Origin of the sequence: Gluconobacter sp. R75690 (genome assembly GCF_015244525.1) — a bacterium.
Classification (GTDB): domain Bacteria; phylum Pseudomonadota; class Alphaproteobacteria; order Acetobacterales; family Acetobacteraceae; genus Gluconobacter; species Gluconobacter potus.
Genome location: NZ_JABCQB010000010.1, coordinates 64,639 through 89,037 on the forward strand (window position 1 = coordinate 64,639; position 24,399 = coordinate 89,037).

Sequence of the window (24,399 nt, forward strand, 5' to 3'; positions counted from 1 at the left end):
TTCGTTAGCACATTTTCTCTAGTCAGAGGTCAGCGTCTGCGACAGATCCTCGACTTTCTGACCCTGCCCTATGTCGGAAGCAGCGGCCGTCATGGGCGTTTCAAGGCAGGCGCTGCAGAACTGGATGGCCGTACCTTCCTTTCCCCCAAAGCGGCGCATGACACCGGCACTGATTCTCTCTCACGCGTGGACATGGGCGCGCTTCCCCACCGGGCCGCGCGCGTCTTGCAGCAAAAGTCCACAGCAGCACGCTGAACCGTTTCCGGCCCTCTGCCCCACCCCGGCTTCATGCTATCAGAAGCCAGGTTCTGGTTTTTCGGAGGCGTTCATGCTCAGCCATCTTCACATCGCAGGCTCGGCAAAGGCTGCCCGTGAGGCCGTCCTGGACCGGCTGGACCAGAAGACCCGACAGCAGCTTCCTGCCGGCGATCTGACAGAAGCGGTGGCCCTTCTCTCGACCGGTCGCTTCTCCCCTCATCTCTCTCTGGTCATTCGCGGCATCGAATACCGCGATAACGAATTTGCCGAAGACACGGTCCTGTCGACCGATGTCGAGACGGCTGAAGAGGCATTGGCCATCGCCAGCGCCCATCTGACCGCCCTGCCCTCCGGGCACGAACTGGCGATTGCTCTGGATCTCGAACCCGAACCGGTGTTCGTCGCCTGGCTCAGGCCGAAGGCCGCCAAGCGGCGCAAAGCGGGATCGCAGACAGCCACGCTGGCGCCGCTGGCCTCTCCTCTGGGTCAGCAGTCTGGCGCGGTCCTGCAGTGGTTCGATGCCCTGACTGACGAGGCCCTGCCCGACTATGACGGGACGCTGGTGACGGCGGAGCGCGCCTCAAAGACCTATTCCCGCGCCGCGAAGGCACTGAACACACGCCGGACCTATCGCTCGGCCGTGCGCTCCTGGTGCGCATGGGCGGCAGGACATGGGCTCCCTGCCCTGCCCGCCCGCAGCGAGGATGTCGCCGCCTATCTGGCTGATCTTGCGCTGCAGAAGAAGCGACCCGCGACGGTGGATCTGCACCGTGCCGCACTGCGCTATCTGCATCATATCGCTCAGGTTCCCGTCCCGACCTCCCATGCCCTGGTGTCCGAAACTGTTGCGGGTATTCGCAGGACGTCGACGGGAAGCGCGTCCCGTCAGGTCAAGGGACTGACCTGGGATCTGTTGAGCGAGGTCATTGAGCAGATCGATAGCACCGAGCTCGTGGGCGTCCGCGACAGGGCCATTCTTCTGCTCGGCTTTGCCGGCGCCCTCCGACGGTCCGAAGTGGCGGCGCTGTGCCTGGAGAATGTAGCGCTCGATGATGACGGGATGCGGATCCGGCTGGACCGGTCCAAGGGGGACCGGACCAGTCAGGGTGTCGAAGTCGCCATCCCGCGCGGGATTACTGCCCTGTGTCCGGTCCGGGCCTATGAAGCGTGGCTTCGGAAGGCGAAACTGGCCGAGGCCAAGGGACCGGTTTTCCGGCGCGTGTGGCTCCCGCCTGCTGCCGAGGCCGGTCAGCCCCCTGCCCTGCCCGCAATGGGTTCAGAGGCGCTGTCTGACCGGTCTGTGGCCCGCATCATTCAGAAGCGCTGCCTCGATGCGGGACTGACAGGCGATTTCGGCGGACACAGCCTGCGACGCGGAGCGATCACCACAGGAGCTCGTGACGGCACGGATCTGGTCTCGCTCAAGCGTTTCTCCCGCCACCAGACCTTCGGTGTGGTGGAGAAATATATCGAGGTCGAGGATGCCATGACCAAGCATCCAGGGCGAAGTCGGTTTTAAAGCCTTTATCCCCAGATTTGCGTGGGCTTTTGGTGCGCTTGCGTGGGATCTTGTTGCAGCAGGGGAAACAGGAAATGACAGTTTCCCTCGTCTCTGGAAGTTATCCCGTGGGATCTTGGTGCACCTACTAATATATATCTACTAATAACCCCTAGTGGTTGTGCAACAAGAGTCCGCAGACAATTTAGCGTGGTAAATTTCGTACAATCCCTGCTGAGACGATTGAAGGTGCATCAAAAGTCCACGGAGACATCCTCTTGAGACTTCGTCTAACATCACCCTATGAGCGATATACATAAACGCATCGAGGCCTATGGTCGCCAAGGCGCGCTCGATCTTACTTCAAACGACGCAGAACGGCGGGCTTTGGATGCGGCTCTAGAATTTCTGAGCGACGAAGATCCTTCTCTTGGGTTTCTATATTCAGGATGGTGCCAAACCGGCTTGCCTCATCGCCGATTAGACGATGACCAAATATGGCTCCTCGAAACTAGCTATGTCCGCCTAATGGTGGAACCGGGCTCGGTAAAACGCGACGGAGTGCCTGCTCGTATTGGGGTGCCGTACGGTTCTAGAGCAAGATTAATACTTCTTTTCTTGCAGACAGAAGCGATCAAAACAAATAGTCGCGAAATTGAGTTAGGAAAGTCTCTTAGAAGCTGGCTGAAAAGGCTCAATGTTCCCATTGGAGGGAAATCGATGAGGGACGTTAAGGAGCAAGCTACAAGGATTTCTCGGTGTCGAATGACGTTCGAGATTAAAGACGGGAATAAAATCGGCCTTATAAATCAAAACATAGTCGATACAGCTTTGTTTACCGACGAACACGATGGCGCACTTTTAGAAACCGTTCGCCTTTCTGAGAGCTTTTTCGATCAGCTGAAACGCCACCCCGTTCCGCTTCAGGAATCTGCTATCCGGGCAATTTCTAACAATTCGCAGGCTCTCGATATCTATTTCTGGCTGGTCTATCGATTGCACGAACGAGTAACTGTCCAAAAAGTCTCTTGGCCTGCTCTGAAAGCCCAGTTTGGTGCAAGCTACACTCACATGCGGAACTTCAAGATACGCTTCAGAGATGCGTTGCAAATCGCGCTAGCAATCTACCCAGAAGCTAGAGTGAGTATCGATGAGGATGGTGTCATCCTAGCCCCAAGTGCAAGTCCAGTTTCAAGACGGGTCCCGGGGAAGATATGATAGAGAAACGCAATTCCGGGTGACCGACGTATGCAACAAAAGTCCACGGCCTAGAGCCTTAACGATGAGTGATGCAACGTTGCATCGGTTGCTGCTAAACAAAAAATCCCCTTTTTGCTCTGTTGATGTTGACTTGTTGATGTTGAGTGTTGATTGTTGATCCTATCCTTTCGGTATGGAGACGCACACAATGCCCACGCTCAAAGAAATTAGAGAGCAGTTAGGCTTTTCACAGAGCCAACTAAAAGATGTCCTGAACCTGCGTTTGTGCAGGAGCTATGATCGGCATACGATTTCTCGGTGGGAAAACGGCAAACAACCTCTCCCTACCGAAGTGACGACGGAGTTAGAGACTCTGCTACATGGGGAAAAGCGTCAAACGACCATCATAACCTTCGCGAACCAGAAAGGGGGCGTAGGAAAAACCACCAGCGCTCTCAATGTGGCAGTCGCCCTTTCTAAAATGGGCTACCGCGTACTGCTGATAGACGTAGACCCCCAAGCGAGCGCGACTTCCGCCCTACTAGGTATGCACATTGTGCCGCTATACCGCCAAGGTAGAACGCTGGCTCACGCTCTTCTTAAAGATGCGCCAATAACCGACTGCATTGTTAAAAAAGGACTGGTCCATGGTACCGACGTCGAAATTCCAGTCGATTTCTGCCCCAGTCACATTGACCTCGCTGAAGTCGATATCCGCCGCGAGCCTGGCACCGAAGGTTTGCTAAAAGATGCGATTGCCCAAGTGCAGGACGAATACGAGTTCATTATTCTAGATTCCCCCCCCCATCTTGGTTTTCTTACCTGGATGGCTTTAGCTGCATCCAACACAGTGTTTGTCCCAGTCAGAACTGAGCCTTATGACGTTATGGGCGTTAACCTGATTCTCGACACCATTACCAAGGTAAATCGCCGCAGCAATCCGCGGTTACGTTTGGGAGGAGTGTTGCCAACACAGTTTGTTCAAAACCAATATGTAGACGTCGGGATCGTGGAGCACCTGATTAACGTGATGGGTAATCGCGCGCCAGTTCTTGAGCCTGTTCCGTCTAGTACGTCGTTTAGCAATGCAGCCTGGGCATCCAAGATTCCAGTTGAAGCGGCGCCTCGAAGTCCTGCTGTCAGAGTATATGTGCGGCTAGCGGAGGCTATCGCAGGCCGACGCTCCTTCATTCACGCTGCGTCTGCCCTTGGCCTCGAAGCCGTTGAAGGAGAGGCACTATGAAGCGGCCTTTTAAGCAACGGCCTCCCTCTGCCTTTTCTCAAACTCATTCAGAAATTATGAGTCAGGTTGATGCACCGTTTTTGGGTGAAGGTAAATTTCGGCACTCATTCGAGGCTGGGATCGACAAGATCTCACCTGATCCAAACCAGCCTCGGCGAAGTTTCGATCAAGCTGCCTTAGACGAACTTGCTGAATCGCTGAAGGCGCAAGGTCAGCTGCAGCCAATCCTCCTCCGACAAGACCCATCCCATAGGGACATGTGGATTGTTGTTGCAGGCGAGAGGCGCTGGAGAGCGGCCAAATTGGCTGGCTGGACCTCCATCTTGGCGGTTCCTCACGAGGGTAACTCCACGTCAGCGGCGCTGATGGAAAACCTGATGCGAGTAGACTTGAGCCCGGTCGAAGAGGCTCGCGGAATAAGAAACTTGCTGGATCACAATAACTGGTCTCAACGGAAGGCAGCCGTTGAACTTGGAATGGATCAGGCGCGGATAAGCAGAGCGATACGTGTACTAAGCCTTCCAGAGGAGTTTCTCGATTTGGCTGGGAAATCAGCGGTACCGATGAACGTGCTTGTCGGAATTGCTCGCGTGGATGACACAGCGCGCCGCGAAGGCCTTATGAGAAAAGCGTTAGCAGGTGAACTCACAGTTGCATCTCTGAAGAACAATAATGCAGCTGAAGAAGTTCAAATGGAAAAGGCGATCGCACAAGGGTCTGATAGGAGGCGACGTCTTAACATAACCAAGACGGCGCCGAAAATCATAGAGATGCTCCGGCAGGCTGGGGAGAATAACACAGAGTTTAGTACGGCCGATATCGCTGCGCTTCGGTCACTATACGAAGAGCTTTCCAAACTGGTCGGATAGCCCCATCTGGGTGATGCAACGTTGCATCACCCACGCTTGAGATAAGTCTGATGCAACGTTGCATCACCCTGCTCTCCCTTGCCGAGCGAGACCACGGCGGAGGGTAAAACAGGCAAAAGCATGAAAAGCCAAGAGGGAAAACAAGCCGCTACCTGTTGGTCGCCCGCGCTGCAACAGGTGGGTCGCCGTCCGTCCTCCCCATGCTCGCCGGCTGCGCGTGGGTGCGGGTGACGCCGATCCTGCCGCTGCGCGGCACTGTTGCAGCGCGGGCGACCAACAAGCCGTCGCAAGGATGTCTGAAGAACCAGAGATGGATCGAGCATCATGCGACGCTACCAGTTTCCCTATATCCCAACTCCCCGTGGCCGGCCTCCGATGCGCTGGACCGACACGCAGGAGGCCACAACCTGCCGCCGCTGCAACACGCACTGGGAAGACGGTGATCCAGCGCTGACGATTGCCTGCACAGGCTGTGGCGCTCCTGCGGATGAGCCGTGCCGCCGCAGTTCCGGTGGCAATGAGCGTGTGTGCGCCTGTCGCGACGAAGCGGCCGTCCAGATGGGACTGCTGACACGGTGTGAGGGACTGACCTGGGATGGTCGCCACGAAAAGCCGCTGCTGCTGCGGGAGCGCCCGATCGCCCACGCCCTGATGTGCCGCTCGGTCCGGACAGGCGCCCCGGTCAGTCGGTGGACATCATGAGCCCGGATCTCGCGTCCTATGACCACATCATTGTGCCGTGTCGGGCGGCAAGGACGGCACGGCCTGTCTGCTCGCCCTGCTGGAAGCCGGTGCTCCAGCCGAACGCATCGAGCTCTGGCATCACGAGGTGGATGGGGCAGGGCGGTCCTTCATGGACTGGCCCTCCACAGGCCCGTATGTCGAAGCCCTGGCTCGCGACTTCGGACTGCCACTCTATCGGTCCTGGCGCGAGGGTGGCTTCGAGCGCGAGATGCTGCGTCACGATATGCCGACCGCGCCCGTGGTCTTCGAGACCCCGGAGGGGCGCGTCGTTGCCGGCGGCCAGGGCCAGAGGGTACACGCCTGCGCTTTCCCCAGGTCTCGGCCAGCCTCTCCGTGCGCTGGTGTTCGGCAAGCCTCAAGGTTGACGTAGCCGATCGTGCCCTTCGCGGACAGGACCGGTTCCTCAACCGCCGTACCCTGGTCGTGACAGGCGAGCGTGCTGAAGAGAGTCCCGCACGGGCTCGATATGCGGCCTTTGAGCCTCACCGTACCGACACGAGAAACGGGACGCGTCGTCGTCGCCATGTCGATCACTGGAGGCCGGTACATCAGTGGTCCGAAGCAGAGGTCTGGGCGATCCTGGAGCGCTGGCGCGTCATGCCAGCCTATCCATATCAGGTCGGATTTTCGCGCCTGTCCTGCGCGTTCTGCATCTTTGGCAATGCAGACCAGTTCGCCACCCTGAAATGGATGGATGCGAACCGGTTTGCGAAACTGGCTGGATATGAAAAAGACTTCGGCTGCACGATCAAACGTGACAGAGGGCTCGCGCAGCTGTCGTCCGAAGGGACGGTTTATGAAGCGGCCCGGTCGCGGCCCGATCTGGTCGCAGCCTGCCTGTCAGACCGCCCGTTACAGACGGTTCTGACAGAAAACTGGACTCTCCCGACCGGTGCCTTCGGCACCGGGGGAGGGCCCCTCTAGTTTCGGGCGCGGGCCGGACGGCCCCGCCGTTTTTCGGGGAGCTTCTTTACCGGAGGGAGGTCTTCTTCCTGAGACCCAGAAGCGCGGGTTCTGGAGCCCAGGCCGATTTCCCGGGCAAGAGCCGCGCGCTGTGCGGAGTAGCCGGGAGCGACCATCGGATATTCCGGGGGCAGACCCCAGCGGGCCCGGTATTCATCAGGCGTCATGTTGTACGCCGTTTTGAGATGACGGCGGAGCATCTTCAGCTTTTTCCCGTCTTCCAGACAGATGATGTAGTCCGGGAAAACCGATTTCTTCGGATTGACCACGGGAACCGGAGCCTCTTCGGCCGCAGCCTCGGAGACCGCCGGAACGGTCAGGGCCGTGTGGACGGAACGGATCAGGTCCGGGAGCCCATCGGGCGCGACATCGTTTCTTGAGAGATAGGCGGCCACGATTTCGGCCGTCAGGGAACGCAGGTCAGAGTGAGGGGGCTCTGTGGCGGGTGTCAGGTCAGTCATGAAATCCCTCAGTGTAATGATGGTGAGCTGTAAATCGTTTCTGTGAACGGTGACTGCAAGTCAGCCACGACAATACATTACTCCGGTTAACAGCATCTTCACACTTGCCGCATGGTTTTTTCCGACCTGCAGAAGCGGCGAAAACGTAAGCGTCCGGAGATGACACGCTGCGATCCTGCGTGAGGTGTGCCTTTATCGTGCCTTCACTACGGGTATTGGAGTGTCATGATTAATCGGGAAGAGGTTTGGCGAGACCGGCTTGTCCTGTTTGCTGAGAGCGGGCTGACGCAGACTGCTTTCTGCAGCCGCCATGGTCTCAGCGCCAAAGCTCTTCGGCTCTGGGCGCGCCGGCTTGGTTTTGTCTGGCCGCCACCGATCAAGGCGTCGATTCCGGACGGGACATCAGGAGAACGGGCTAAGGAATTCTCTGGCTCGTCTAGGGCGGATCTTGCCATCCCCGTCGGGGATCTGAAAAGTCTTCTGGCCGTCCGGGTGCGTAAGACATGGACGCCCGAAGAGAGTTTGGCGCTTCTGATCGATGCCCGGCAATCAGGGATGTCGCTTGATCGCTATGCCAAAATGAACGGTCTGACATCCAGTGTGCTGTATCGTTGGCAGAAGCAGTTCGCAGATCAAATTGCAGAATGTCCGGCTGATCCCCTGGCACGTCAGCCGAAATTTGCCTCGGTTAAAATCGAAGAGATCCCTTCCACGCCCCAAACACGAGCCTCCCCGCTTGTCTCGAAAGACAGGCAAAACCCCAAAGCGCATATTGAGATCGTGCTGCGCAATGGGCGTATCCTGCGGGTTACTCCTCCGATTGACTTTGACGTGATGACCCGACTGGCGGATGCGCTCGAGGCTGCGGCATGATCACCCTGCCACCTCATGTCCGGGTTCATGTGGCCCTGGGCTACACCGATCTGCGCAAGGGGATCGACGGGTTGTCGGTGCTGGTGCAGGAGACGCTGCGGGCCGATCCGTTCAGCGGGCATGTCTTTGTGTTTCGCGGCCGAAAGGCCGGACTGATCAAGCTGTTGTATCACGATGGCAACGGCATGTGCCTGTATGCCAAGCGCCTCGATCAGGGGATCTTTACATGGCCGCTCACGCAGGCCAGCCCCGGAGAACCTGCGACGGTTTTGCTCACCCCGGCCCGATTGTCGATGCTGCTGGAAGGTTTGGACTGGCGGGCACAGGCTCCTGCGCGGCGTATGCTGATGGCAGGGTAAAACGCGCCGATTTTTCTTGTACAAAACCGCAGAAAACTGGCATTTTACAGACATGCGGATTGCCCTCGACAGCCTGCCATTTGATCCAATCACCCTGCAAACGATGGTGCGGGATCTGGCAGGCGCGGTCGATGAGGGGCAGATCGAGATTGACCGCTTGCGGCAGATGATCCGGGAGTTCCAGCGCGCCAGGTTCGGTCGTCGTGCCGAGACACTCGAACCCGACCAGCTCCTGTTGACGCTGGAGGTTGATGCTGACCAACCGCCCCTTATGATGCCGATCTCTACGACAATACCGGACATCAGCGGCACAGCGCCGATCGTAAAACCACCGCATCGCAAAGCCCTACCAGAACACCTGCCACGCACGGACGTGACGATCCTGCCCGACGTGGCAGCCTGCCCGTCCTGCGGTGGCGCATTGTGCGACGCAGGCACGACCGCCAGTGAAATGCTGGACTGGGTTCCGGCCTCGGTGCGGGTTGTGCGGATCAATCGGCCCAAATGCGCGTGTCGCGCCTGCGGGACGCTGCATCAGGCTCCGGCGCCTGAGCGCATCACTGAAGGGTGTCTCGCCACTCCGGGTCTGATCGCGCATGTGCTGACCAGCCGCTATTGTGATCATTTGCCGCTGTATCGACAAAGCCAGATGTTGGCACGTCACGGTGTCGCTCTCGCGCGTTCCACGCTGGCCGATTGGGTCAAGGCCGCCGCCTGGTGGCTGGCCCCGCTGCGCGAGCAGTTGATGAACCATGTCTGTGCCGCAGAGCGGGTTTTCGCAGACGACACCCCACTACCCATCCTTGATCCGGGACGTGGCCGGACTAAAACCGGACGGCTTTGGGCCTACACGCGCGATGACCGCCCCTTTGGCGGCGCGGCCCCGCCCGCTGTGGTGTTTTATGCGACACCAGATCGCACGTCCGCCTGGCCAGCCCGCCATCTGAAGACCTATCGCGGCGTTCTGCAAGTTGACGGTTATGCCGGGTTTGAGCAGCTGACACAGGACGGAAAAGTCCGTCTGGCAGGCTGCTGGGCGCACACGCGCCGCAAGTTTTATGAGCTGCACCAGACGGGATCACCAATCGCAACCGAAGCTTTGGTGCAGATCCGGTCTCTGTATGAGATTGAGGCATCCCTTCGGGGGCTGCCGCCTGATCAACGCAAAACCCTTCGGGAGGAGCACAGTCGACCGCGTGTTGAGGCGCTGGAACTCTGGCTCCGACAAAAACTGGCTTTGCTGCCCTCTCGCTCCAGACTGGCAGAAGCGATCCGCTATGCGTTGAACCGCTGGGATGATCTCGCGCGCTTTGTCGGGGACGGGCGCATAGATCTCGACACCAATCCGGTGGAACGGGCCATTCGACCCGTCACGCTCGGTCGTAAAAATGCCTTGTTCGCGGGCAGCGAGGGGGGGGCCAACCGGTGGGCTATCGTGGCGTCATTAATCGAAACAGCCAAGCTCAATGGCATTGAGCCGTTTGCCTGGCTGCGTGACGTGTTGACGCGCATGATCGACGGACATCCAGCCGCACGTCTCAGCGAACTGCTCCCATTTCCCCAAAGCACCAACAGCTGACTTTGGGGGGAGGCAGAATGTTCAGTTTAGAGTAGAAGAACCTCAAAAAGAACATGTTCTTCTCTCTGATCGGACTTCCGTGATTGATTGATTAATAAATCTCATTTCCACAGACGCTAGAGCATCTGTGGAGCTTTCCGTGATATTATACTCTTGCTTCCATTACACCATTTTTCACGCGTTGACCCAAAACGGCATCGACATTTGACCAATATTCAAAAACGCGGGATAGAACAGGCTCCTCAACACCCTGTAATATATGTCCGACAATATTGCTCACGAGGCGATCACGAGCGGCATCATCCATGACACGGTTGACCAGAACATTGGCCTGATTAAAGTCCCCATCATCAGGACGCAGGGTATACGCTGCCCGCACGAATTCGCCGTCTGCAGCCCAGACTGCATTTTCGGGAAATCTTTGCGGATCGGCGACAGGGCCTCCCTTTGAGTTCGGTACGTAAACGGGGTCTTGCGTATTACGGATCCGCATGGCCCCACCCTTTGTATACCCCTGCACCGGACATTTGGGTGCATTAACTGGAATCTGCTTGTAATTCACTCCCAGCCGCGCCCGATGGGCATCTGCATAAGCGAAGGAACGTCCTAGCAGCATTTTATCAGGAGATAATCCTGTTCCTGGCACGAAATTATTTGGTTCAAACGCAACCTGTTCGATCTGGGAATGGAAATCCGTTGGATTGCGGTCAAGAATAAGTTTTCCAACCTCAATGAGCGGGTATTCGGCTTGCGGCCAGACTTTGGTCAGATCAAACGGATTGATGTGATAGGTCTTGGCATCTTCATAAGGCATAATCTGCATTTTGAGCGTCCAGCTTGGATGCTCGCCACGTTTGATCGCCATATAGAGATCACGGCGATGATAATCGGCATCGGTCCCAGCAAGATGTCCTGCCTGCTCCTGCGTCAGACATTTGATGCCCTGATCGGTTTTGAAGTGGTATTTTACCCAGAAGCGCTCTCCGCTTGAGTTCACCCACATATATGTATGGCTCGAGAAGCCATCCATATGACGCCAGCTTGCCGGGATACCACGGTCCCCCATCAGCCACGTGACCTGATGAGCGCTTTCGGGGCTTAGCGTCCAGAAATCCCACTGCATATCATTATCGCGTAAGCCACTATCAGCACGGCGTTTTTGCGAATGAATAAAATGCTGGAACTTAAGAGGATCTCGGAGAAAAAAAATCGGTGTGTTATTGCCGACCATGTCGAAATTGCCTTCGTCCGTATAAAATTTCAGGGCAAAGCCACGCGGATCACGCCAGGTATCTGGACTTCCAGCCTCGCCTGCTACCGTTGAAAACCGGGCTACGACTTCGGTTCTCATGCCTGGTTGCAGAAAGCTTGCAGATGTATAGCGACTGACATCATGCGTAACTTCAAACCGACCAAAAGCACCACCACCTTTGGCGTGTGGCTGACGGTCAGCGATCATTTCACGGTTAAATGCCGCCATCTGTTCAATCAGATAATGATCATGCAGCAGAATGGGACCATCTGAGCCCACCGTGAGTGAATGTTCGTCATTCGAAACAGGAATGCCAGAGTCTGTTGTATGTAATGGAATGCCGGATGCCATCATGAAATTTTCCTACAATTTATAAGCGTTCAAAACTCAGCACCGGACCGTGTCGTCTTTTTTGCACCACCGACAGGTCGCTCATTGTTTCTGCCACATGCATATGAACGTGCGTATGGCCTTTTCTGAGAACGCAGTTCTAATCGAATTGTTCAAAACGTTCTCACAGGATGGATTGTTCTTTATGCGGCGACGATTACCTATAAGAGATATAAAATCAAACTGATTTTATATCTTTGATCCAGATCATAAGAAGATCCCTATCTGAATGCCCCTAAGTGCCCAGGCATCCAACCTGGTCATATTGTATTCGGTTTAGGAGATGATAAATGATTACGCGACGTTTTATGGCTTTTATTTTGGCCGGGACTGTCCTTGGGTCTATTTCTGCTTCAGCACAAGCAGATGGGGTGGAAAAATCGAACCAGTTCTATTGGCCAACAAGTCTGGACCTCGAACCTTTACGGTTTCAGGATACTGAGTCCAATCCTTACGGTCCGGCATACCGTCAGGACTATCACAAGAAGTTTCAGACTCTGAATCTGACTGCGGTGCGTAAAGACATTCTGAAAGTCATCACGACATCGCAGGACTGGTGGCCGGCCGATTATGGAAATTACGGTCCCTTTTTCATTCGCCTTGCCTGGCACAATGCAGGCACATATCGCGTTCTTGACGGGCGTGGTGGCGAAGAAGGCGCTCAACAACGTTTTGCTGAACTCAACAGCTGGCCAGATAACGCAAGTCTGGATAAAGCACGCCGTCTCCTATGGCCGATCAAACAGAAATACGGTGAAAAGCTTTCGTGGGGTGATCTGATTGTCCTGACAGGGGACGTTGCATTAACGTCAATGGGTTTCAAGACGCTTGGCTTTGTTGGCGGTCGTCCTGATGACTGGCAGTCTGAGAAAGTGTACTGGGGCCCCGGCACCACGTTCTTCCCCGCAAAATCTGCTGTTCAGGGCAAATTCGATGCCAGCGGTAATGCACATCTGGAGAAGCCACTCGGCGCTACGAACAAAGGGCTGATCTACGTTAATCCAGAAGGTCCTGGCGGTGTCCCTGATCCAGTGCTCTCGGCGAAAATGATCCGCCTCGCATTCGGACGCATGGCTATGGATGATGAGGAGACTGTGGCTTTGATTGCTGGCGGTCATACTTTTGGCAAGGCTCATGGCGCAGCACCTGCCTCCTGTATTGGTGCAGCCCCTGAGGGCGCGCCTGTCGAACAGCAGGGGCTTGGTTGGAAAAACAACTGTGCAACCAGCCATCTCAAAGCCACTGATGCTGTTACCAGTGGGCTTGAAGGCGCGTGGTCGTCAGATCCCATTCATTTCACGACCCAGTACCTGGATAACCTGCTTGGTCATGACTGGGTGCAGACGAAGAGCCCTGCCGGTGCTACGCAATGGGTCCCGAAGGACGCGGTAAATATCGTGCCTGATGCGAGTGAGCCAACCAATCGTGCTAAAATGCATCCGCTGATGATGTTCACGACTGATATTGCTCTCAAAACGGATCCAGCTTATCGGGCGATTATTGAGCGTTGGGTAAAAAACCCGAACCAGTTTGCTGACGCGTTTGCGCGAGCCTGGTTCAAGCTGGTTGTGCGCGATATGGGGCCAAAATCACGCTATTTTGGGCCTGAAGTTCCTGGGCAGACCTTCTTGTGGCAGGATCCACTTCCCCAGGCTGACTATGCTTCCATTAATCAAGCTGACATTACTGCTCTGAAACACGCTATTGCAACTTCCGGTCTTTCGAACCGAGAAATGGTCAAGACGGCATGGGCAGCAGCTGCATCGCATCGAACGACCGATCACCGGGGGGGCGTCAACGGGGCAAGGATTGCTCTTGATCCGCAAGATAGCTGGGCCGTGAACGATCCGGAAGAACTTAAAGCTACTTTGTCTACACTTGAAGGTGTTCGGGATCATTTCAATGCGGGTCATCACGGAGGGCACAAAGTTTCTCTTGCTGACATTATCGTTCTGGCAGGGAACATCGGTCTTGAGAATGCTGCACATCAGGCTGGCGTTACAATTCAGGTTCCTTTCGAACCAGGTCGGGTTGACGCGACCCAGGCTGATACGGATGTGAAGTCGTTCAACGCTCTCGAACCTACTGCTGATGCCTTTCGTAATTACTATCGCAGCGTACCTGACGGGAAGTCTCCAACCGAGGCACTGGTGGATCGAGCCAGTACACTTGATCTGACCATCCCGGAAATGACAGTGCTGCTTGGTGGTATGCGTTCGCTCGACGTTAACTCAGGTCATTCCCCTGCTGGAGTGCTGACTACTCATCCTGGCATGTTGACCAACGATTTTCTTGTCAACGTTCTGAGTATGGATACCCGCTGGGAGAAATCGAGTAGCCAACCCGGAGTGTACAACGGGTTTGACCGTAAGACCGGTACAAAGCGCTGGACGGCCACGGATGTTGATCTGGTCTTTGGAGCGAATTCAGAATTGCGGGCTACAGCAGAAGCCTATGCATCTGCAGATTCCCAAAAGAAATTCTACGCAGACTTCGTCAAAGCCTGGACGAAGGTCATGAACCTCGATCGCTTCGATCTGCAACGCTAACAAGAACAAAAGGTCCCCATAATCAGTCTGATCATGGGGACTGAAGGAAAAAAATGAAAATCTCACTATTCCTTGGTGTCTGCTTGTTCTTGGCACCCGCAACGACTTTGGCAAAAACAGTTGAAGTCCGGATGCTAAATAACACTCCAGCAGGAGGCCCGGGATTTGTGCCTGATCTCGTCCGTATCGTCCCGGGTGACAGTGTTCATTTTATTGCTACAGACTCTGGGCACAATGCACAGTCAGTTCCTGGCATGTTACCCGAAGGCGCTGAACCTTTCGGCGGAGAGATGAGCCGTGATCTGACCGTCACATTTGAGAAGTCCGGGCTCTACGGATTCAGGTGCTCACCTCATTATTTCATAGGCATGGTCGGACTTATCGTCGTTGGCGACGCGCATAACGAAACAGCGCTGAAACAACAATCTCAACCGGGTATGGCGCAAGAGTCATTCAAGAATATTTTCCAGCGCCTTGATGCGAATGCTCCATGACGTCGGAACATGTCTAAACCTGTTGTGTAACTATTTGGCACGGGGTCAAGAAAACAATCTAGAAGTCAGGATTAGGTTATCATGCAGAATAAATCTGTTTTACAGGAGTTGCTTCAAAAGCAGATTCTTACGATTGATGTCGCTTTCGATAATAGACCAGTTTCAACGAAATATCGACGTATTCTCGATGATTTTTGCGCTCGTTTTGAAACGGTCCGTCAGATTAGCAGCCTCAGGACAAGTCGCACTGGCGAACCTGTAAAGCGACCTTCGTTTCGATTACGCTCAGCGTGGCATCAGCATGAATCAACCTACGAGGGTCCAGCGGACTCAGCGGCCATCATGCGCTTCCTTGTGGACTTTCTCCGACTTCAGGACAGTGTGAGCCCAGACGAACTATCGTACTGAAATGCGCGCGCCGAATTAGCTTTATATCGCCATCATCGATGCTTGAATTATTTATATTTTAAGGTCCGATGAGGAAGAGATCCAGTTCCTACTTTATAGCCTGTATGTAGGCTGAAGTGTCCGTCAATCGTGTAATCTTCGGACGATTACGACGATTACGACGATTACGCGAAAACAAAAGAAAAAGAAGAAAGAGAGGGAAAGGGAGAAGGGGGCACCACGGGATCGCCCTGTGCCGCAAGGGGTGGGTCCGTCCGTGTCCTCGCTGGCGCTGCGGGCCGGGCGGTCCCGACGCTGACGCGTCGCCCTTGCAGCCCAGAACGACGCCGCGCGCGCCGGAAAGGGTCAGAAAGGAGACAGAAGACGATGCCCGTCATGGCCCTTACACGCCCAACCCCCACAAAGAATTTCAGCCTGGTTCAGGCCCACCGCGAGGGCTGGACCATTCTCGAAGGCTGCGGCCCTGAGCACGCCGACACCCAGCTGCGCGGCGTGACCTGCTCGGACCAGAATGCCTGGTGGCAGGTCGCACGTCAGGCCCGACAGGGATCGTCGTATCACCGAGAGGCCCTGTCGCGTCTGTCGTCCAGTGAGCGTGAGCAGATCTCCCTGCGCTTCGGCCCGCTGTGACCTGATCTGCAAGGCCTGAGCGCCTTTCGCCCGATCCCATCCTGTTTGTTTTCCGGCCCCCCGGTCTGCCTCGTGCAGCACCGGGCGCTGCCGCTTGTCCGGAGTTCCGCCCATGAGCAAGACCCAGCTCAGCTTTTTCGACACCTCAGCCCTTGGAGGCGGCAGCAATACCCTGTTCTGGGGCGACCTGCCCGGAGACCGTGCGCTCGACGAGGCTGCGTCCCTCGCAAAAGAAGCCGCTGCCGCTCCTGTGGTGGCCCCGAAGATCGACTTTCGCCTGTGCGGCACACGCGATCTGGCCCAGGGCTGGAAAGCGCGGGCGCGGGACAATCTCGCTGCCATCCGCCTCCTGACCGAACTGGAAACGGACGGCCGCAATGCAACGCCCTCCGACCAGGCTTTGCTGGCGAAGTTTACGGGATTTGGAGCCGGGGAGCTGGCCAACAGCCTGTTCCCCCGTCCTGGCGAAGCCTTCCGTCAGGGCTGGGAAGAGATCGGGGTGCAGCTTGAAACGCTGACGAGCCAGCAGGAGCGGGCCGGGCTGGCACGGGCCACGCAGTATGCCCATTACACGCCGGAACTGATCGTACATGCGCTTTGGGATCTGGTCGCGCAGATGGGCTTCCGCGGCGGACGCGCGTTGGAGCCGGGCTGTGGCACGGGTCTGTTCATGGGCGCGATCCCGGAGAAACTGGCCCCCAAGACAGCCTGGACGGCGATCGAGAACGACCCTCTGACGGCCCGCATCGCCCGCAAGCTGTTTCCGAACCAGTGGGTGCGGTCTGAGGACTTCACGACGGCGAAGATTGCCGAGCAGTTCGACCTCGCCATCGGAAATCCGCCGTTCAGCAACCGCACGGTGCGCGGCACGGACGAGCTGGGGCGGCTTGGCCTGTCCCTGCATGACTATTTCATCGCCCGCTCTGTCTCCCGCCTGCGTCCCGGTGCCATGGGGCTGTTCGTGACGTCACGCTGGACGATGGACAAGCGCGACGCCACCGCCCGCCGGCATCTGTTCGAAACGGCCGACCTGGTCGGGGCGGTCCGCTTGCCGGCTGGCGCGATGCGCGATGATGCCGGGACCGATGTGGTGGTCGACGTGCTCGTTCTGCGCCGGCGCGAGATCGGGGACAGCCCGGGCGAGAGCGCCTGGCTGGAGGTTGCGGATCTGCCCGACACGGATGAGGGGGAGGGACCGCTCAGCATCAACCGCTATTTCGTAGAGAACGGTCAGCAGGTGCTGGGTCGGCACGGCTGGACGAGCGGACAGTTCGGGCCGGAATACACCTGCGCGGCGAACCCAATGCTGATGCTCGACGATGCCCTGCCGAGCGCTCTTTCCCGCTTGGCCAGGCTGGCCCGGTTCCCGGTGCCGCAGACGTTCGATGTTGAGGCGCTGCGCGAAAGCCGCCGTGCGGATGTTGGCACGGCAGGGGAGGGGGCGAGCCTCAAGGAAGGCAGCTACCTGATCGAGAAGGGTGCGCTGCATCAGATCATCGACGGCCAGTCGGTGCCGGTGAAGGTCAAGAAAGGCGAGCAGAAGGACGGCATCTTCCAGAAGCACGCACGCATCATCGAAGGCCTGATTCCCGTCCGCGATGCCGCCCGTGCGGTCCTGCGCGCCCAGGTGGAGAACCTGCCTTACAGTGCGCTCCAGACGGACCTCAAGCGCGCCTACCAGACGTTCGTGCGCCAGTTCGGCCCGATCAACCTGACAATCACCAGCACGCGTGTTGATCCGAAAACCGGAGACGAGAGCACGACGCAGCGGCGTCCAAACCTCCAGCCCTTCTACGACGATCCGGACGTCTGGCTGGTCAGCTCGATCGAGGAGTACGACGAGGACCGGCAGGTCGGCACACAGGGGCCGCTGTTCTCCGAGCGTGTGATCCAGGCGACACTGGAGCCGGAGGTGCACAGCGCCCATGACGCGCTTGCGGTCTGTCTGCACGAGACGGGTGTCGTGGAGATCCCGCGCATTGCCGAACTGCTGGGACGGTCCGAGGACGAGGTTATCGCCGAACTGGGCAGTGCCATCTATCTCGATGCCGGACGCAGCCAGCCCGGACGCGATGTCTGGGTGCCCGCTGACGAAGCCCTGTCAGGGGCCGTGCGCACGAAGCTGGCGGAGGCCCGCAAGGCCGCTGAGACCGATCCCCGCTTCGCCCGCACCGTGGCCGCGCTGGAAGAGGCCCAGCCCGAGGACCTGCGGCCGAGTGACATTACGGCCCGTCTGGGCGCGCCGTGGATCCCGACCGCCGACATCGAGGGCTTCATTGCCGAGGTGATCGGGGTCGAAGCCGGCGTGTGGCATACGAAGGAGGTGGCGTCCTGGACCCTGGACAAGGGACCGTTCCGGGGCAAGGCCGAGGCGACGTCCGTCTGGGGCACCGAACGGCGTCCCGCAGGGGAGCTGATCGAGGATGCGCTCAATCAGGCCATCCCGCAGATCTGGGACACCTGGCGCGACGAGAACGGCGAGCACCGGCAGCTGAATGCCCAGGAGACCGAGGCCGCCAAGGAAAAGCTCGCCGCCATCAAGACGGCCTTCCAGACCTGGGTGTGGCAGGATCCAGAGCGCGCCGAGCGTCTGGTGCGGCTGTATAACGACACCTACAACAACCTCGTCCCCCGCGCATTCGACGGCGCGCATCTGCAGTTGCCGGGGGCCAGCACCACGATCCAGCTGCGCGCCCACCAGAAACGGGTGGTCTGGCGCATCATCGCCACGGGAAACACTTACATGGCCCACGCCGTGGGATCGGGAAAAACCTTCTCGATGTGCGCGGCGATCATGGAGCAGCGCCGTCTCGGCCTGATCTCGAAGGCTATGGTTGTGGTGCCGGGACATTGTCTGGCGCAGATGGCCCGCGAGTTCCTGATGCTCTATCCGACCGCGAAAATCCTGGTCGCGGATGAGACGAACTTCGTGAAGGCCAAGCGCCAGCGCTTCCTTGCCCGTGCGGCCACGGGACAGTGGGATGCGATCATCATCACGCATGATGCCTTCAAGTTCATCCCGGTCGAAACCGCGTTTGAGCAGGCGATGATCGAGGCGCAGATCGCGTCTTACGAAAGCCTGCTGTGCGAGATCGACGCCGACGACCGCATCTCGCGCAAGCGCATCGAGCGCATGAAGGAGGGGATGAAAGCCAAGCTGGACGGGCTGGCCAGCCGCAAGGACGATCTGGTGCATCTTGGCGAGATCGGGATCGACCAGATCCTTGTGGATGAGGCGCAGCAGTTCCGCAAACTGAGCTTCGGCACGAACCAGTCCAGCCTCAAGGGGGTCGATCCGAACGGCAGCGGGCGGGCCTGGGACCTGTACGTCAAGGCCCGCTATCTCAGCCGCATCAATCCCGGTCGCGAGCTGGTCATGGCCTCGGGCTCGCCGATTACGAACACTCTGGGCGAGATGTACAATGTGCAGCGCTTCCAGCAGATCGACGCCCTGATCGAGCGCGGCCTGCACGAGTTCGACGCCTGGGCCGCGAATTTCGGGGAGACCCGCACCGAACTCGAGCTTCAGCCGAGCGGGCTGTACAAGCCTGTGACGCGGTTTGCGGAGTTCGTGAACGTGGCCGATCTGATGGCCATGTACCGGCATTTCGCAGACGTCGTGCAGCAGGACGATCTGCGCCAGTACGTAAAGCTGCCTGAAATCGCCACGGGCAGCCGCCAGATCATCGTCGCTGACAGCGGACCCGCCTTCCGCGATTACCAGAAGGAACTGGAAGCCCGGATCAAGGTGATCGAGGAGCGCAAGGGCAAGCCGCAGAAGGGTGAGGATATCATCCTGTCCGTGATCAACGATGCGCGTCACGCGGCGATTGATCTGCGCTTTGTCCGATCCTGGGAAGACAACGACACCAGCAACAAGCTGAACGTCATGATCGCGAGGGTCTTCAACATCTGGAAGGAGACGCGCGACAACCGTTACACCGATCCCGACACTGGCAAGCCGTATGACCTGACCGGGGCCGTGCAGATGATCTTCTCCGATCTGGGCACGGAAGCGGCGCTGGAGAAACGGGGCTTCTCGGCCTATCTGTGGATCCGCGACGAGCTGATGCGGATGGGCGTGCCGCGAGACGAGATCGCGTTCATGCAGCACTACAAAAAGAGTGCGGCCAAGCAGGGGCTGTTCCGGGATCTCAATTCCGGGCGCAAACGCATCCTGATCGGCTCGAGTGCGACAATGGGGACGGGCGTGAACGCACAACAGCGTCTGATTGCCCTGCACCATCTGGATGTGCCCTGGCTGGTGGCCGACATCATCCAGCGTGAGGGACGGATCGAACGCCAGGGCAACCAGAACCCTGTGATCCAGATTTACGCCTATGCCCTGAAAGGCTCGGTGGATGCCACGAACTGGCAGCTTCTGGAGCGCAAGCAGCGTTTCCTGTGTCTGGCCATGTCCGGAGACCGGTCAATCCGCCGTCTGGAGGATATCGGCGAGAGTGCGAACCAGTTTGCCATGGCCAAGGCGCTGGCTTCAGGTGACGAACGCCTAATGAAAAAGGCGGGACTGGAAGCAGAACTGGCCCGCCTGCGTCGCCTCAAGGCCGCCCATTACGACGACCAGTTCAACGTGCGTCGCGCGATCGAACGGGCCGAGCGCGATCAGAAGGTGGCCGAAGCCGTCATTCCGAAGATCCGGGCGGATATCGCCAAGCGCCAGACGACACGGGGCGAAGCGTTCCAGCTTGTGCGCAAGTCGGATGTCCTGACCGAACGGCAGGATGCCGGCAAGTGGCTGATGGGTCAGGCGCGCACGGCCAAACGCGCAGAGACGAAGGGTCGGTGGACACTTGGCGAAATCGGCGGCTTCGAACTGGTGTGCGAGACCTGGAGCTCGACCTTCATGGGTGAAGAGGAATGGGACGCGACGATTGCGATTGTGGCCGAGGACCGGATGATCGGGATCGACTTTGATCATGACACCGCCCCGCTTGGCTTTATCGCCCGCATCGAGAACACCCTGCTGCGCTTCGACAGCGAGCTTGCGGATGCGCAGCGGCTGCTGGCCGAGACGGAACGCAAGCTGCCCGGCTACCGTGCCCGCGACGGGATGCCGTTCCGCGAGGCTGCACTCCTGGAGGAGAAGGAAGAAGAGATGGCGTCTCTGGAGGCGGATCTGGCCGAGGATACGGCGCGTCGGGAGGCTGAGGCCGCCGAAGCGCTGGCCGCGATGGAAAGCCTGAGCATCAACGACAATGGGGGAGGAGGAGAGGAAGAAGAAGCGGCAGCATAAGGAGAGGGGGAAGGGGCGGGCATGGCCCGCCCGGTGCGGCAAGGCTCAGGCCGGGCGCGCTGGCGCGCGGCCTTGCCGCACCGGGCAGCCCCTGCATCCGCGGAGAGGTTGAAAGAGAGATCAGAGGAAGAGAGCATGTGCGACCATCAGACGTCCCCGCAAACCACGACCGTCTCCAAAGTCCTGTGCGGCCTGAATGTGGAAATTTTCACGTACCCGAGCGGTGAGGTGCTGCTGCGCACCGTGGACGCCTATCCGGTCAACCGGAATGACTGGCATGGCCCGTATGCGGATGCCGCTCAGGCCGAGGCCGACTTCGTGGACCGCCATGCGCTGCCTGTGCTGACACCCGAGGATGTCAGACGCAGGCGTCTGAACGGGACACTTTCCAAGACGCGCGAGTATGGCGAGATGATTCTGGCCTTTCATCGCTGGACAGGGGCGACCTGTCTGACACCGTTCATTGTCCGGCCGGAGGCCCGGGCATGAGCGAAGTCCTTCCGACGTCCGCAGGCCTCGTCTGCCGGCACCTGGATCTCAGTACCGGGCATCTTCCGGTCGCAGAGCGCGATGCGTGCGAGCTTTATCTCAGCAGCGGGGGCGCAGCAGGACGAAGCTGTCTTGGCGGGCCTTATGGCTGGATGATTTATGTTCCCACCGAGGCGGAGGACGTCCCGCAGGACGTGTCTCCCGAACTGGCCGCCCTGATGGCTCAGGCGCGAAAGCAGGACTGCCACTACATCCACTTCGATCGGGACGGGTCGATCGACGAGACGCTGCCTTTTTACGACTGAACCGCCACCGCCTTGCCTGCCTCAGGGAGAAGAGAAGGGGGCTGGAAAACAAACGGAAAAGAGAGAGGGAGCCGCCACAGGTCGCGGCTCCGCGCAAGGCTCAGGCCGGGCGCGCTGACGCGCGGCCTTGCGCGAAGCCACGCCCCGTGCCCGCGCCGAGATCATCACGACAGAAAAAAGGAGAGAGGCGTGTCAGACCCGGCAGGACAACCCGCGGCCGAAGTGGCGCTCAGAGCAAACCTGACGCTGATCTTTGACGCGATGCGAGCGCATGGCGTGAAGACGGTCAAAGTTGAGTACGAGGCCAAAGAAGGCTGGTGGACAACGCTTCATGTGACAGCGGACGACAGTCCGGATCTGTTCGAAGACCTGTCCCTTGAGAAGGCCGTTGCAGCGCTTGGGCCTGACCAGACGATTGCCCCTCTGTTTCCGAACAGCTTTGACCTTGTGGTCTGGCACTGCGTCGAAACCGTTATCCGGCGCGTGCAGGCCGATTACGACACCGATGAAGACGGGTCTTACGGCTCGGCCACGCTGTCGCTGGCAACGCGGCAGCTTGAGGTCGAACATATCGAGCGTGTGGTCTCCCACCTCGCGCACAGCCTGACCGCCTGACGTCTCCCCCACCGACACCCTTACGACATCACTGGAGCCCATCATGGACGAACTGCGCCTTGTCGATCCCAACACCCTTGTCGACAATCCGGAAAATCCGCGCAAAGCAGAAAGCAGCCAGGACAGTATCCGACGCTTTGCGATGAACATTTTGCAGGTGGGACTCATTCACCCGCCAAAAGTGCGGGAGCTGGAAGACGGGCGCCTGATGATCATAGCGGGTCATCGCCGGAAGCGGGCCTCAATCTATGCCGGACTTTCCCAAATTCCGGTTCATGTGACGCACGAAGAGAGCAAGCACGAAGCCCTGGCGGCGGCCAGTGAGAACATGATCCGCGAAGGCATGTCTGAGCCGGACCAGTGGCGTGCCGTGACCCGGATGCGCGAAGACCTTGGCTATACGGATCAACAGCTGTGCATGGCGCTGATGATCACGCCTGCCTATCTCCGTGGACTGACACTGCTGGCGAAGCTGCATCCGCCAATCCTGCACGCCATCGAGATTGGCCGCGGCCCCGACCTGAAAGAGCGTCGGACTCTGGCCCTGTCGTCTCTGGAGGATCAGGCCGCGGCCTGGGCTGAGATGTTTGCCGAGAGCGTGGAGGAGGGAGAGGACCCGGCCGGGTATCGTCTTAACGCCGAAGATCCGGAGGATACCGTGGACTGGCGTGACTTCACCTGGCACCTGCGTCAGGAGGAGTGGTATGCGCGTGATGCCCGGTTTGACGATGCGCTGGCGCAAAAGCATGGCGTCGTCTGGACCGAAGATCTGTTCGGGCAGGGCAGTGAGGACAATCGCTACGTCACGGATGCCACGGCGTTTCGGGCTGCGCAGGAAGACTGGATTGCCGAGCATCGTCCCGAAGGAACGCTCGCGATCGAGACGGACGAGTATGGGTCTCCCCTCCGCCCTCAGGGCTATAACTTCGTCACGAACTGGATGGGCGAGCAGGAGACCGATGTTGTCGGCTACTGGCTCAATCGGAGTACCCTGAAAGTCGAAGAGCGAAAGTTCCGCTACACGGGTGAAGAGACCGTCCGCTCCGAACCGCGCGTGGTGGAGCAGACGCCACCCCCAAAGAAGGAGCGCGCTGACATCTCGGGCACGGGTCTGAAGATGATCGGCTCTGTACGGACCCTCGCACTGAAGAAGGCCCTGACGGCGAAAAGCGAAGACGCGGATCCGTGGGATCTGGTGGCCGGCCTGCTGCTCGCGCTGAATGCCAACAACGTCCATATCTACGGCTGCGAAAGCAGCTCGCCTCAAGAGAATGCGGTGAAGACCGCCATGGAAGCGCTGTTTCCGGAGGGCGAACTGGTGCGTGATGAAGCGCTGATCCGTCGGCACGCGCTGGAAAGCCTCGCGGGCTTCATGAACTGCGAGGTCAGTATGCACTCCGGTTCCGGCATGGCAGCGGAACTGCTGGGCTGTCTGTTCAACGCGGACGCCCACATGCCGACCATGGCTGATGAGGACTTTCTGAAGACCTACAGCAAGCCCGGGATCACAAAAGCGGTGCAGGCGCATGGGCTCGCGCCACTCAATACGGGCAAGGAGATGCGCGCTGCCCTGCTGAACGCCGTGGGAGACGGGCACTGGGTTCCGGAGGCCGCAGGCTTTGCGCAGGCGATTGGCGTCTGGACCGAGGAGGTTCGAAACAGGCAGGCCCGCCGCGCGAAATGGGCCGCCCTGAATGACGATCTGGAAGTCGAGGATGAAGACGGTCTGGAGTGCGCTGATCCGGAGGATCTGGAAGACGGGATCGACGAGGAGGGCGGAGAAGACGCTGGCGATCCGGACGTCACGGAGGACGAGCCGACAGAAACACCGGACCTCGTGGTGCCGCAGGAACTGGTGGCCATGCAGGCTGCCATGGGAGGCCGGCTGGAGATCCTTCGGATCTGAGCCAGCACGCGGCCACGAATAGACCTGACGTCAGGCGGCGCTCTTCTGAGTGCCGCCTTG

At 58.5% G+C, this 24,399-nt stretch carries 21 protein-coding genes; 17 read left to right on the plus strand and 4 right to left on the minus strand.

Annotated elements, in window-relative coordinates; genetic code table 11:
- Positions 1–18: 18 nt before the first annotated feature.
- Positions 19–159: a hypothetical protein gene (locus HKD27_RS12070; protein WP_194689947.1), complete on the minus strand. Its 141-nt coding sequence runs from the start codon at positions 157–159 to the stop codon at positions 19–21.
- A 169-nt stretch (positions 160–328) separates the two neighbouring features.
- On the opposite strand from HKD27_RS12070, the gene HKD27_RS12075 reads away from it, so the two are divergent.
- From HKD27_RS12075 to HKD27_RS12095, 5 genes are all read left to right on the plus strand, one after another.
- The gene (locus tag HKD27_RS12075; protein WP_194689948.1) at positions 329–1,777 is read left to right on the plus strand and encodes a site-specific integrase; all 1,449 of its coding nucleotides are present in this window, start codon (positions 329–331) and stop codon (positions 1,775–1,777) included.
- A 282-nt stretch (positions 1,778–2,059) separates the two neighbouring features.
- Positions 2,060–2,974 carry a replication protein RepA gene (locus tag HKD27_RS12080; RefSeq protein WP_062106895.1) on the plus strand — a complete coding sequence of 305 codons (915 nt, stop codon included), beginning with the start codon at positions 2,060–2,062 and terminating at the stop codon, positions 2,972–2,974.
- Between the two features lie 190 nt (positions 2,975–3,164).
- Positions 3,165–4,199 carry an AAA family ATPase gene (locus HKD27_RS12085; RefSeq protein WP_139064487.1) on the plus strand — a complete coding sequence of 345 codons (1,035 nt, stop codon included), beginning with the start codon at positions 3,165–3,167 and terminating at the stop codon, positions 4,197–4,199.
- Positions 4,196–5,068, plus strand: coding sequence for a ParB/RepB/Spo0J family partition protein (locus HKD27_RS12090; protein WP_050801490.1), 873 nt, complete (start codon positions 4,196–4,198; stop codon positions 5,066–5,068). Before HKD27_RS12085 ends, HKD27_RS12090 begins: the two co-directional genes overlap by 4 nt.
- Before the next feature lie 324 nt (positions 5,069–5,392).
- Positions 5,393–5,770 carry a hypothetical protein gene (locus HKD27_RS12095; protein ID WP_194689949.1) on the plus strand — a complete coding sequence of 126 codons (378 nt, stop codon included), beginning with the start codon at positions 5,393–5,395 and terminating at the stop codon, positions 5,768–5,770.
- A 16-nt stretch (positions 5,771–5,786) separates the two neighbouring features.
- On the opposite strand, the gene HKD27_RS16475 is transcribed toward HKD27_RS12095, so the two are convergent.
- Entirely contained in the window at positions 5,787–6,110 is a 324-nt protein-coding gene (locus tag HKD27_RS16475) for a hypothetical protein (RefSeq protein ID WP_228518566.1), read from the minus strand.
- A gap of 35 nt (positions 6,111–6,145) precedes the next feature.
- Between HKD27_RS16475 and HKD27_RS16480 the strand changes: the two genes are divergently transcribed.
- Positions 6,146–6,736, plus strand: coding sequence for a phosphoadenosine phosphosulfate reductase family protein (locus HKD27_RS16480; RefSeq protein WP_370544269.1), 591 nt, complete (start codon positions 6,146–6,148; stop codon positions 6,734–6,736).
- Here the strand turns inward: HKD27_RS16480 and HKD27_RS12105 are convergent.
- Positions 6,733–7,236 (minus strand): MucR family transcriptional regulator, encoded by a 504-nt coding sequence (locus HKD27_RS12105; RefSeq protein ID WP_194689950.1) that lies wholly within the window; start codon positions 7,234–7,236, stop codon positions 6,733–6,735. The genes HKD27_RS16480 and HKD27_RS12105 overlap by 4 nt on opposite strands.
- 225 nt (positions 7,237–7,461) lie before the next feature.
- Here HKD27_RS12105 and tnpA point away from each other — a divergent pair, with 225 nt between their 5' ends.
- From tnpA to tnpC, 3 genes are read left to right on the plus strand one after another with little or no spacing between them, the layout of a single operon-like run.
- Complete coding sequence (tnpA, locus tag HKD27_RS12110; RefSeq protein WP_194689951.1) at positions 7,462–8,109, plus strand: IS66 family insertion sequence element accessory protein TnpA; 648 nt, start codon at positions 7,462–7,464, stop codon at positions 8,107–8,109.
- Positions 8,106–8,468 carry an IS66 family insertion sequence element accessory protein TnpB gene (gene tnpB / locus HKD27_RS12115; protein WP_194689952.1) on the plus strand — a complete coding sequence of 121 codons (363 nt, stop codon included), beginning with the start codon at positions 8,106–8,108 and terminating at the stop codon, positions 8,466–8,468. The genes tnpA and tnpB overlap by 4 nt, the downstream gene beginning before the upstream one ends.
- Before the next feature lie 52 nt (positions 8,469–8,520).
- Positions 8,521–10,047 (plus strand): IS66 family transposase, encoded by a 1,527-nt coding sequence (tnpC, locus tag HKD27_RS12120; protein WP_194689989.1) that lies wholly within the window; start codon positions 8,521–8,523, stop codon positions 10,045–10,047.
- Between the two features lie 145 nt (positions 10,048–10,192).
- Here tnpC and HKD27_RS12125 read toward each other — a convergent pair whose 3' ends face one another.
- Positions 10,193–11,650, minus strand: coding sequence for a catalase (locus tag HKD27_RS12125; protein WP_370544272.1), 1,458 nt, complete (start codon positions 11,648–11,650; stop codon positions 10,193–10,195).
- Positions 11,651–11,979: 329 nt separating this feature from the next.
- On the opposite strand from HKD27_RS12125, the gene katG reads away from it, so the two are divergent.
- The 8 genes from katG (at position 11,980) to HKD27_RS12165 (ending at position 24,339) form a co-directional block, all read left to right on the plus strand.
- Entirely contained in the window at positions 11,980–14,238 is a 2,259-nt protein-coding gene (katG, locus tag HKD27_RS12130) for a catalase/peroxidase HPI (RefSeq protein WP_194689954.1), read from the plus strand.
- 53 nt (positions 14,239–14,291) lie between these two features.
- Positions 14,292–14,732: a pseudoazurin gene (locus tag HKD27_RS12135; protein WP_194689955.1), complete on the plus strand. Its 441-nt coding sequence runs from the start codon at positions 14,292–14,294 to the stop codon at positions 14,730–14,732.
- A gap of 783 nt (positions 14,733–15,515) precedes the next feature.
- A complete protein-coding gene (locus HKD27_RS12140; protein WP_228518556.1) occupies positions 15,516–15,770 on the plus strand; it encodes a hypothetical protein in 255 nt (84 codons plus the stop codon).
- 112 nt (positions 15,771–15,882) lie between these two features.
- Positions 15,883–21,024 carry a DEAD/DEAH box helicase family protein gene (locus HKD27_RS12145; RefSeq protein WP_194689957.1) on the plus strand — a complete coding sequence of 1,714 codons (5,142 nt, stop codon included), beginning with the start codon at positions 15,883–15,885 and terminating at the stop codon, positions 21,022–21,024.
- 135 nt (positions 21,025–21,159) lie between these two features.
- Positions 21,160–21,513, plus strand: coding sequence for a hypothetical protein (locus HKD27_RS12150; RefSeq protein ID WP_061928914.1), 354 nt, complete (start codon positions 21,160–21,162; stop codon positions 21,511–21,513).
- Entirely contained in the window at positions 21,510–21,818 is a 309-nt protein-coding gene (locus tag HKD27_RS12155; protein WP_194689958.1) for a hypothetical protein, read from the plus strand. Before HKD27_RS12150 ends, HKD27_RS12155 begins: the two co-directional genes overlap by 4 nt.
- A 189-nt stretch (positions 21,819–22,007) precedes the next feature.
- A complete protein-coding gene (locus HKD27_RS12160) occupies positions 22,008–22,433 on the plus strand; it encodes a hypothetical protein (RefSeq protein WP_194689959.1) in 426 nt (141 codons plus the stop codon).
- Positions 22,434–22,476: 43 nt separating this feature from the next.
- Positions 22,477–24,339, plus strand: coding sequence for a ParB/RepB/Spo0J family partition protein (locus HKD27_RS12165; protein WP_194689960.1), 1,863 nt, complete (start codon positions 22,477–22,479; stop codon positions 24,337–24,339).
- Positions 24,340–24,399: the final 60 nt, after the last annotated feature.

Coding starts and splice junctions, on each gene's coding strand:
- HKD27_RS12070 (WP_194689947.1), bottom strand. CDS start 159: ATGCGCCGCTTTGGGGGAAAGGAAGGTACGGCCATCCAGTTCTGCAGC.
- HKD27_RS12075 (WP_194689948.1), top strand. CDS start 329: ATGCTCAGCCATCTTCACATCGCAGGCTCGGCAAAGGCTGCCCGTGAG.
- HKD27_RS12080 (WP_062106895.1), top strand. CDS start 2,060: ATGAGCGATATACATAAACGCATCGAGGCCTATGGTCGCCAAGGCGCG.
- HKD27_RS12085 (WP_139064487.1), top strand. CDS start 3,165: ATGCCCACGCTCAAAGAAATTAGAGAGCAGTTAGGCTTTTCACAGAGC.
- HKD27_RS12090 (WP_050801490.1), top strand. CDS start 4,196: ATGAAGCGGCCTTTTAAGCAACGGCCTCCCTCTGCCTTTTCTCAAACT.
- HKD27_RS12095 (WP_194689949.1), top strand. CDS start 5,393: ATGCGACGCTACCAGTTTCCCTATATCCCAACTCCCCGTGGCCGGCCT.
- HKD27_RS12105 (WP_194689950.1), bottom strand. CDS start 7,236: ATGACTGACCTGACACCCGCCACAGAGCCCCCTCACTCTGACCTGCGT.
- tnpA (WP_194689951.1), top strand. CDS start 7,462: ATGATTAATCGGGAAGAGGTTTGGCGAGACCGGCTTGTCCTGTTTGCT.
- tnpB (WP_194689952.1), top strand. CDS start 8,106: ATGATCACCCTGCCACCTCATGTCCGGGTTCATGTGGCCCTGGGCTAC.
- tnpC (WP_194689989.1), top strand. CDS start 8,521: ATGCGGATTGCCCTCGACAGCCTGCCATTTGATCCAATCACCCTGCAA.
- HKD27_RS12125 (WP_370544272.1), bottom strand. CDS start 11,650: ATGGCATCCGGCATTCCATTACATACAACAGACTCTGGCATTCCTGTT.
- katG (WP_194689954.1), top strand. CDS start 11,980: ATGATTACGCGACGTTTTATGGCTTTTATTTTGGCCGGGACTGTCCTT.
- HKD27_RS12135 (WP_194689955.1), top strand. CDS start 14,292: ATGAAAATCTCACTATTCCTTGGTGTCTGCTTGTTCTTGGCACCCGCA.
- HKD27_RS12140 (WP_228518556.1), top strand. CDS start 15,516: ATGGCCCTTACACGCCCAACCCCCACAAAGAATTTCAGCCTGGTTCAG.
- HKD27_RS12145 (WP_194689957.1), top strand. CDS start 15,883: ATGAGCAAGACCCAGCTCAGCTTTTTCGACACCTCAGCCCTTGGAGGC.
- HKD27_RS12150 (WP_061928914.1), top strand. CDS start 21,160: ATGTGCGACCATCAGACGTCCCCGCAAACCACGACCGTCTCCAAAGTC.
- HKD27_RS12155 (WP_194689958.1), top strand. CDS start 21,510: ATGAGCGAAGTCCTTCCGACGTCCGCAGGCCTCGTCTGCCGGCACCTG.
- HKD27_RS12165 (WP_194689960.1), top strand. CDS start 22,477: ATGGACGAACTGCGCCTTGTCGATCCCAACACCCTTGTCGACAATCCG.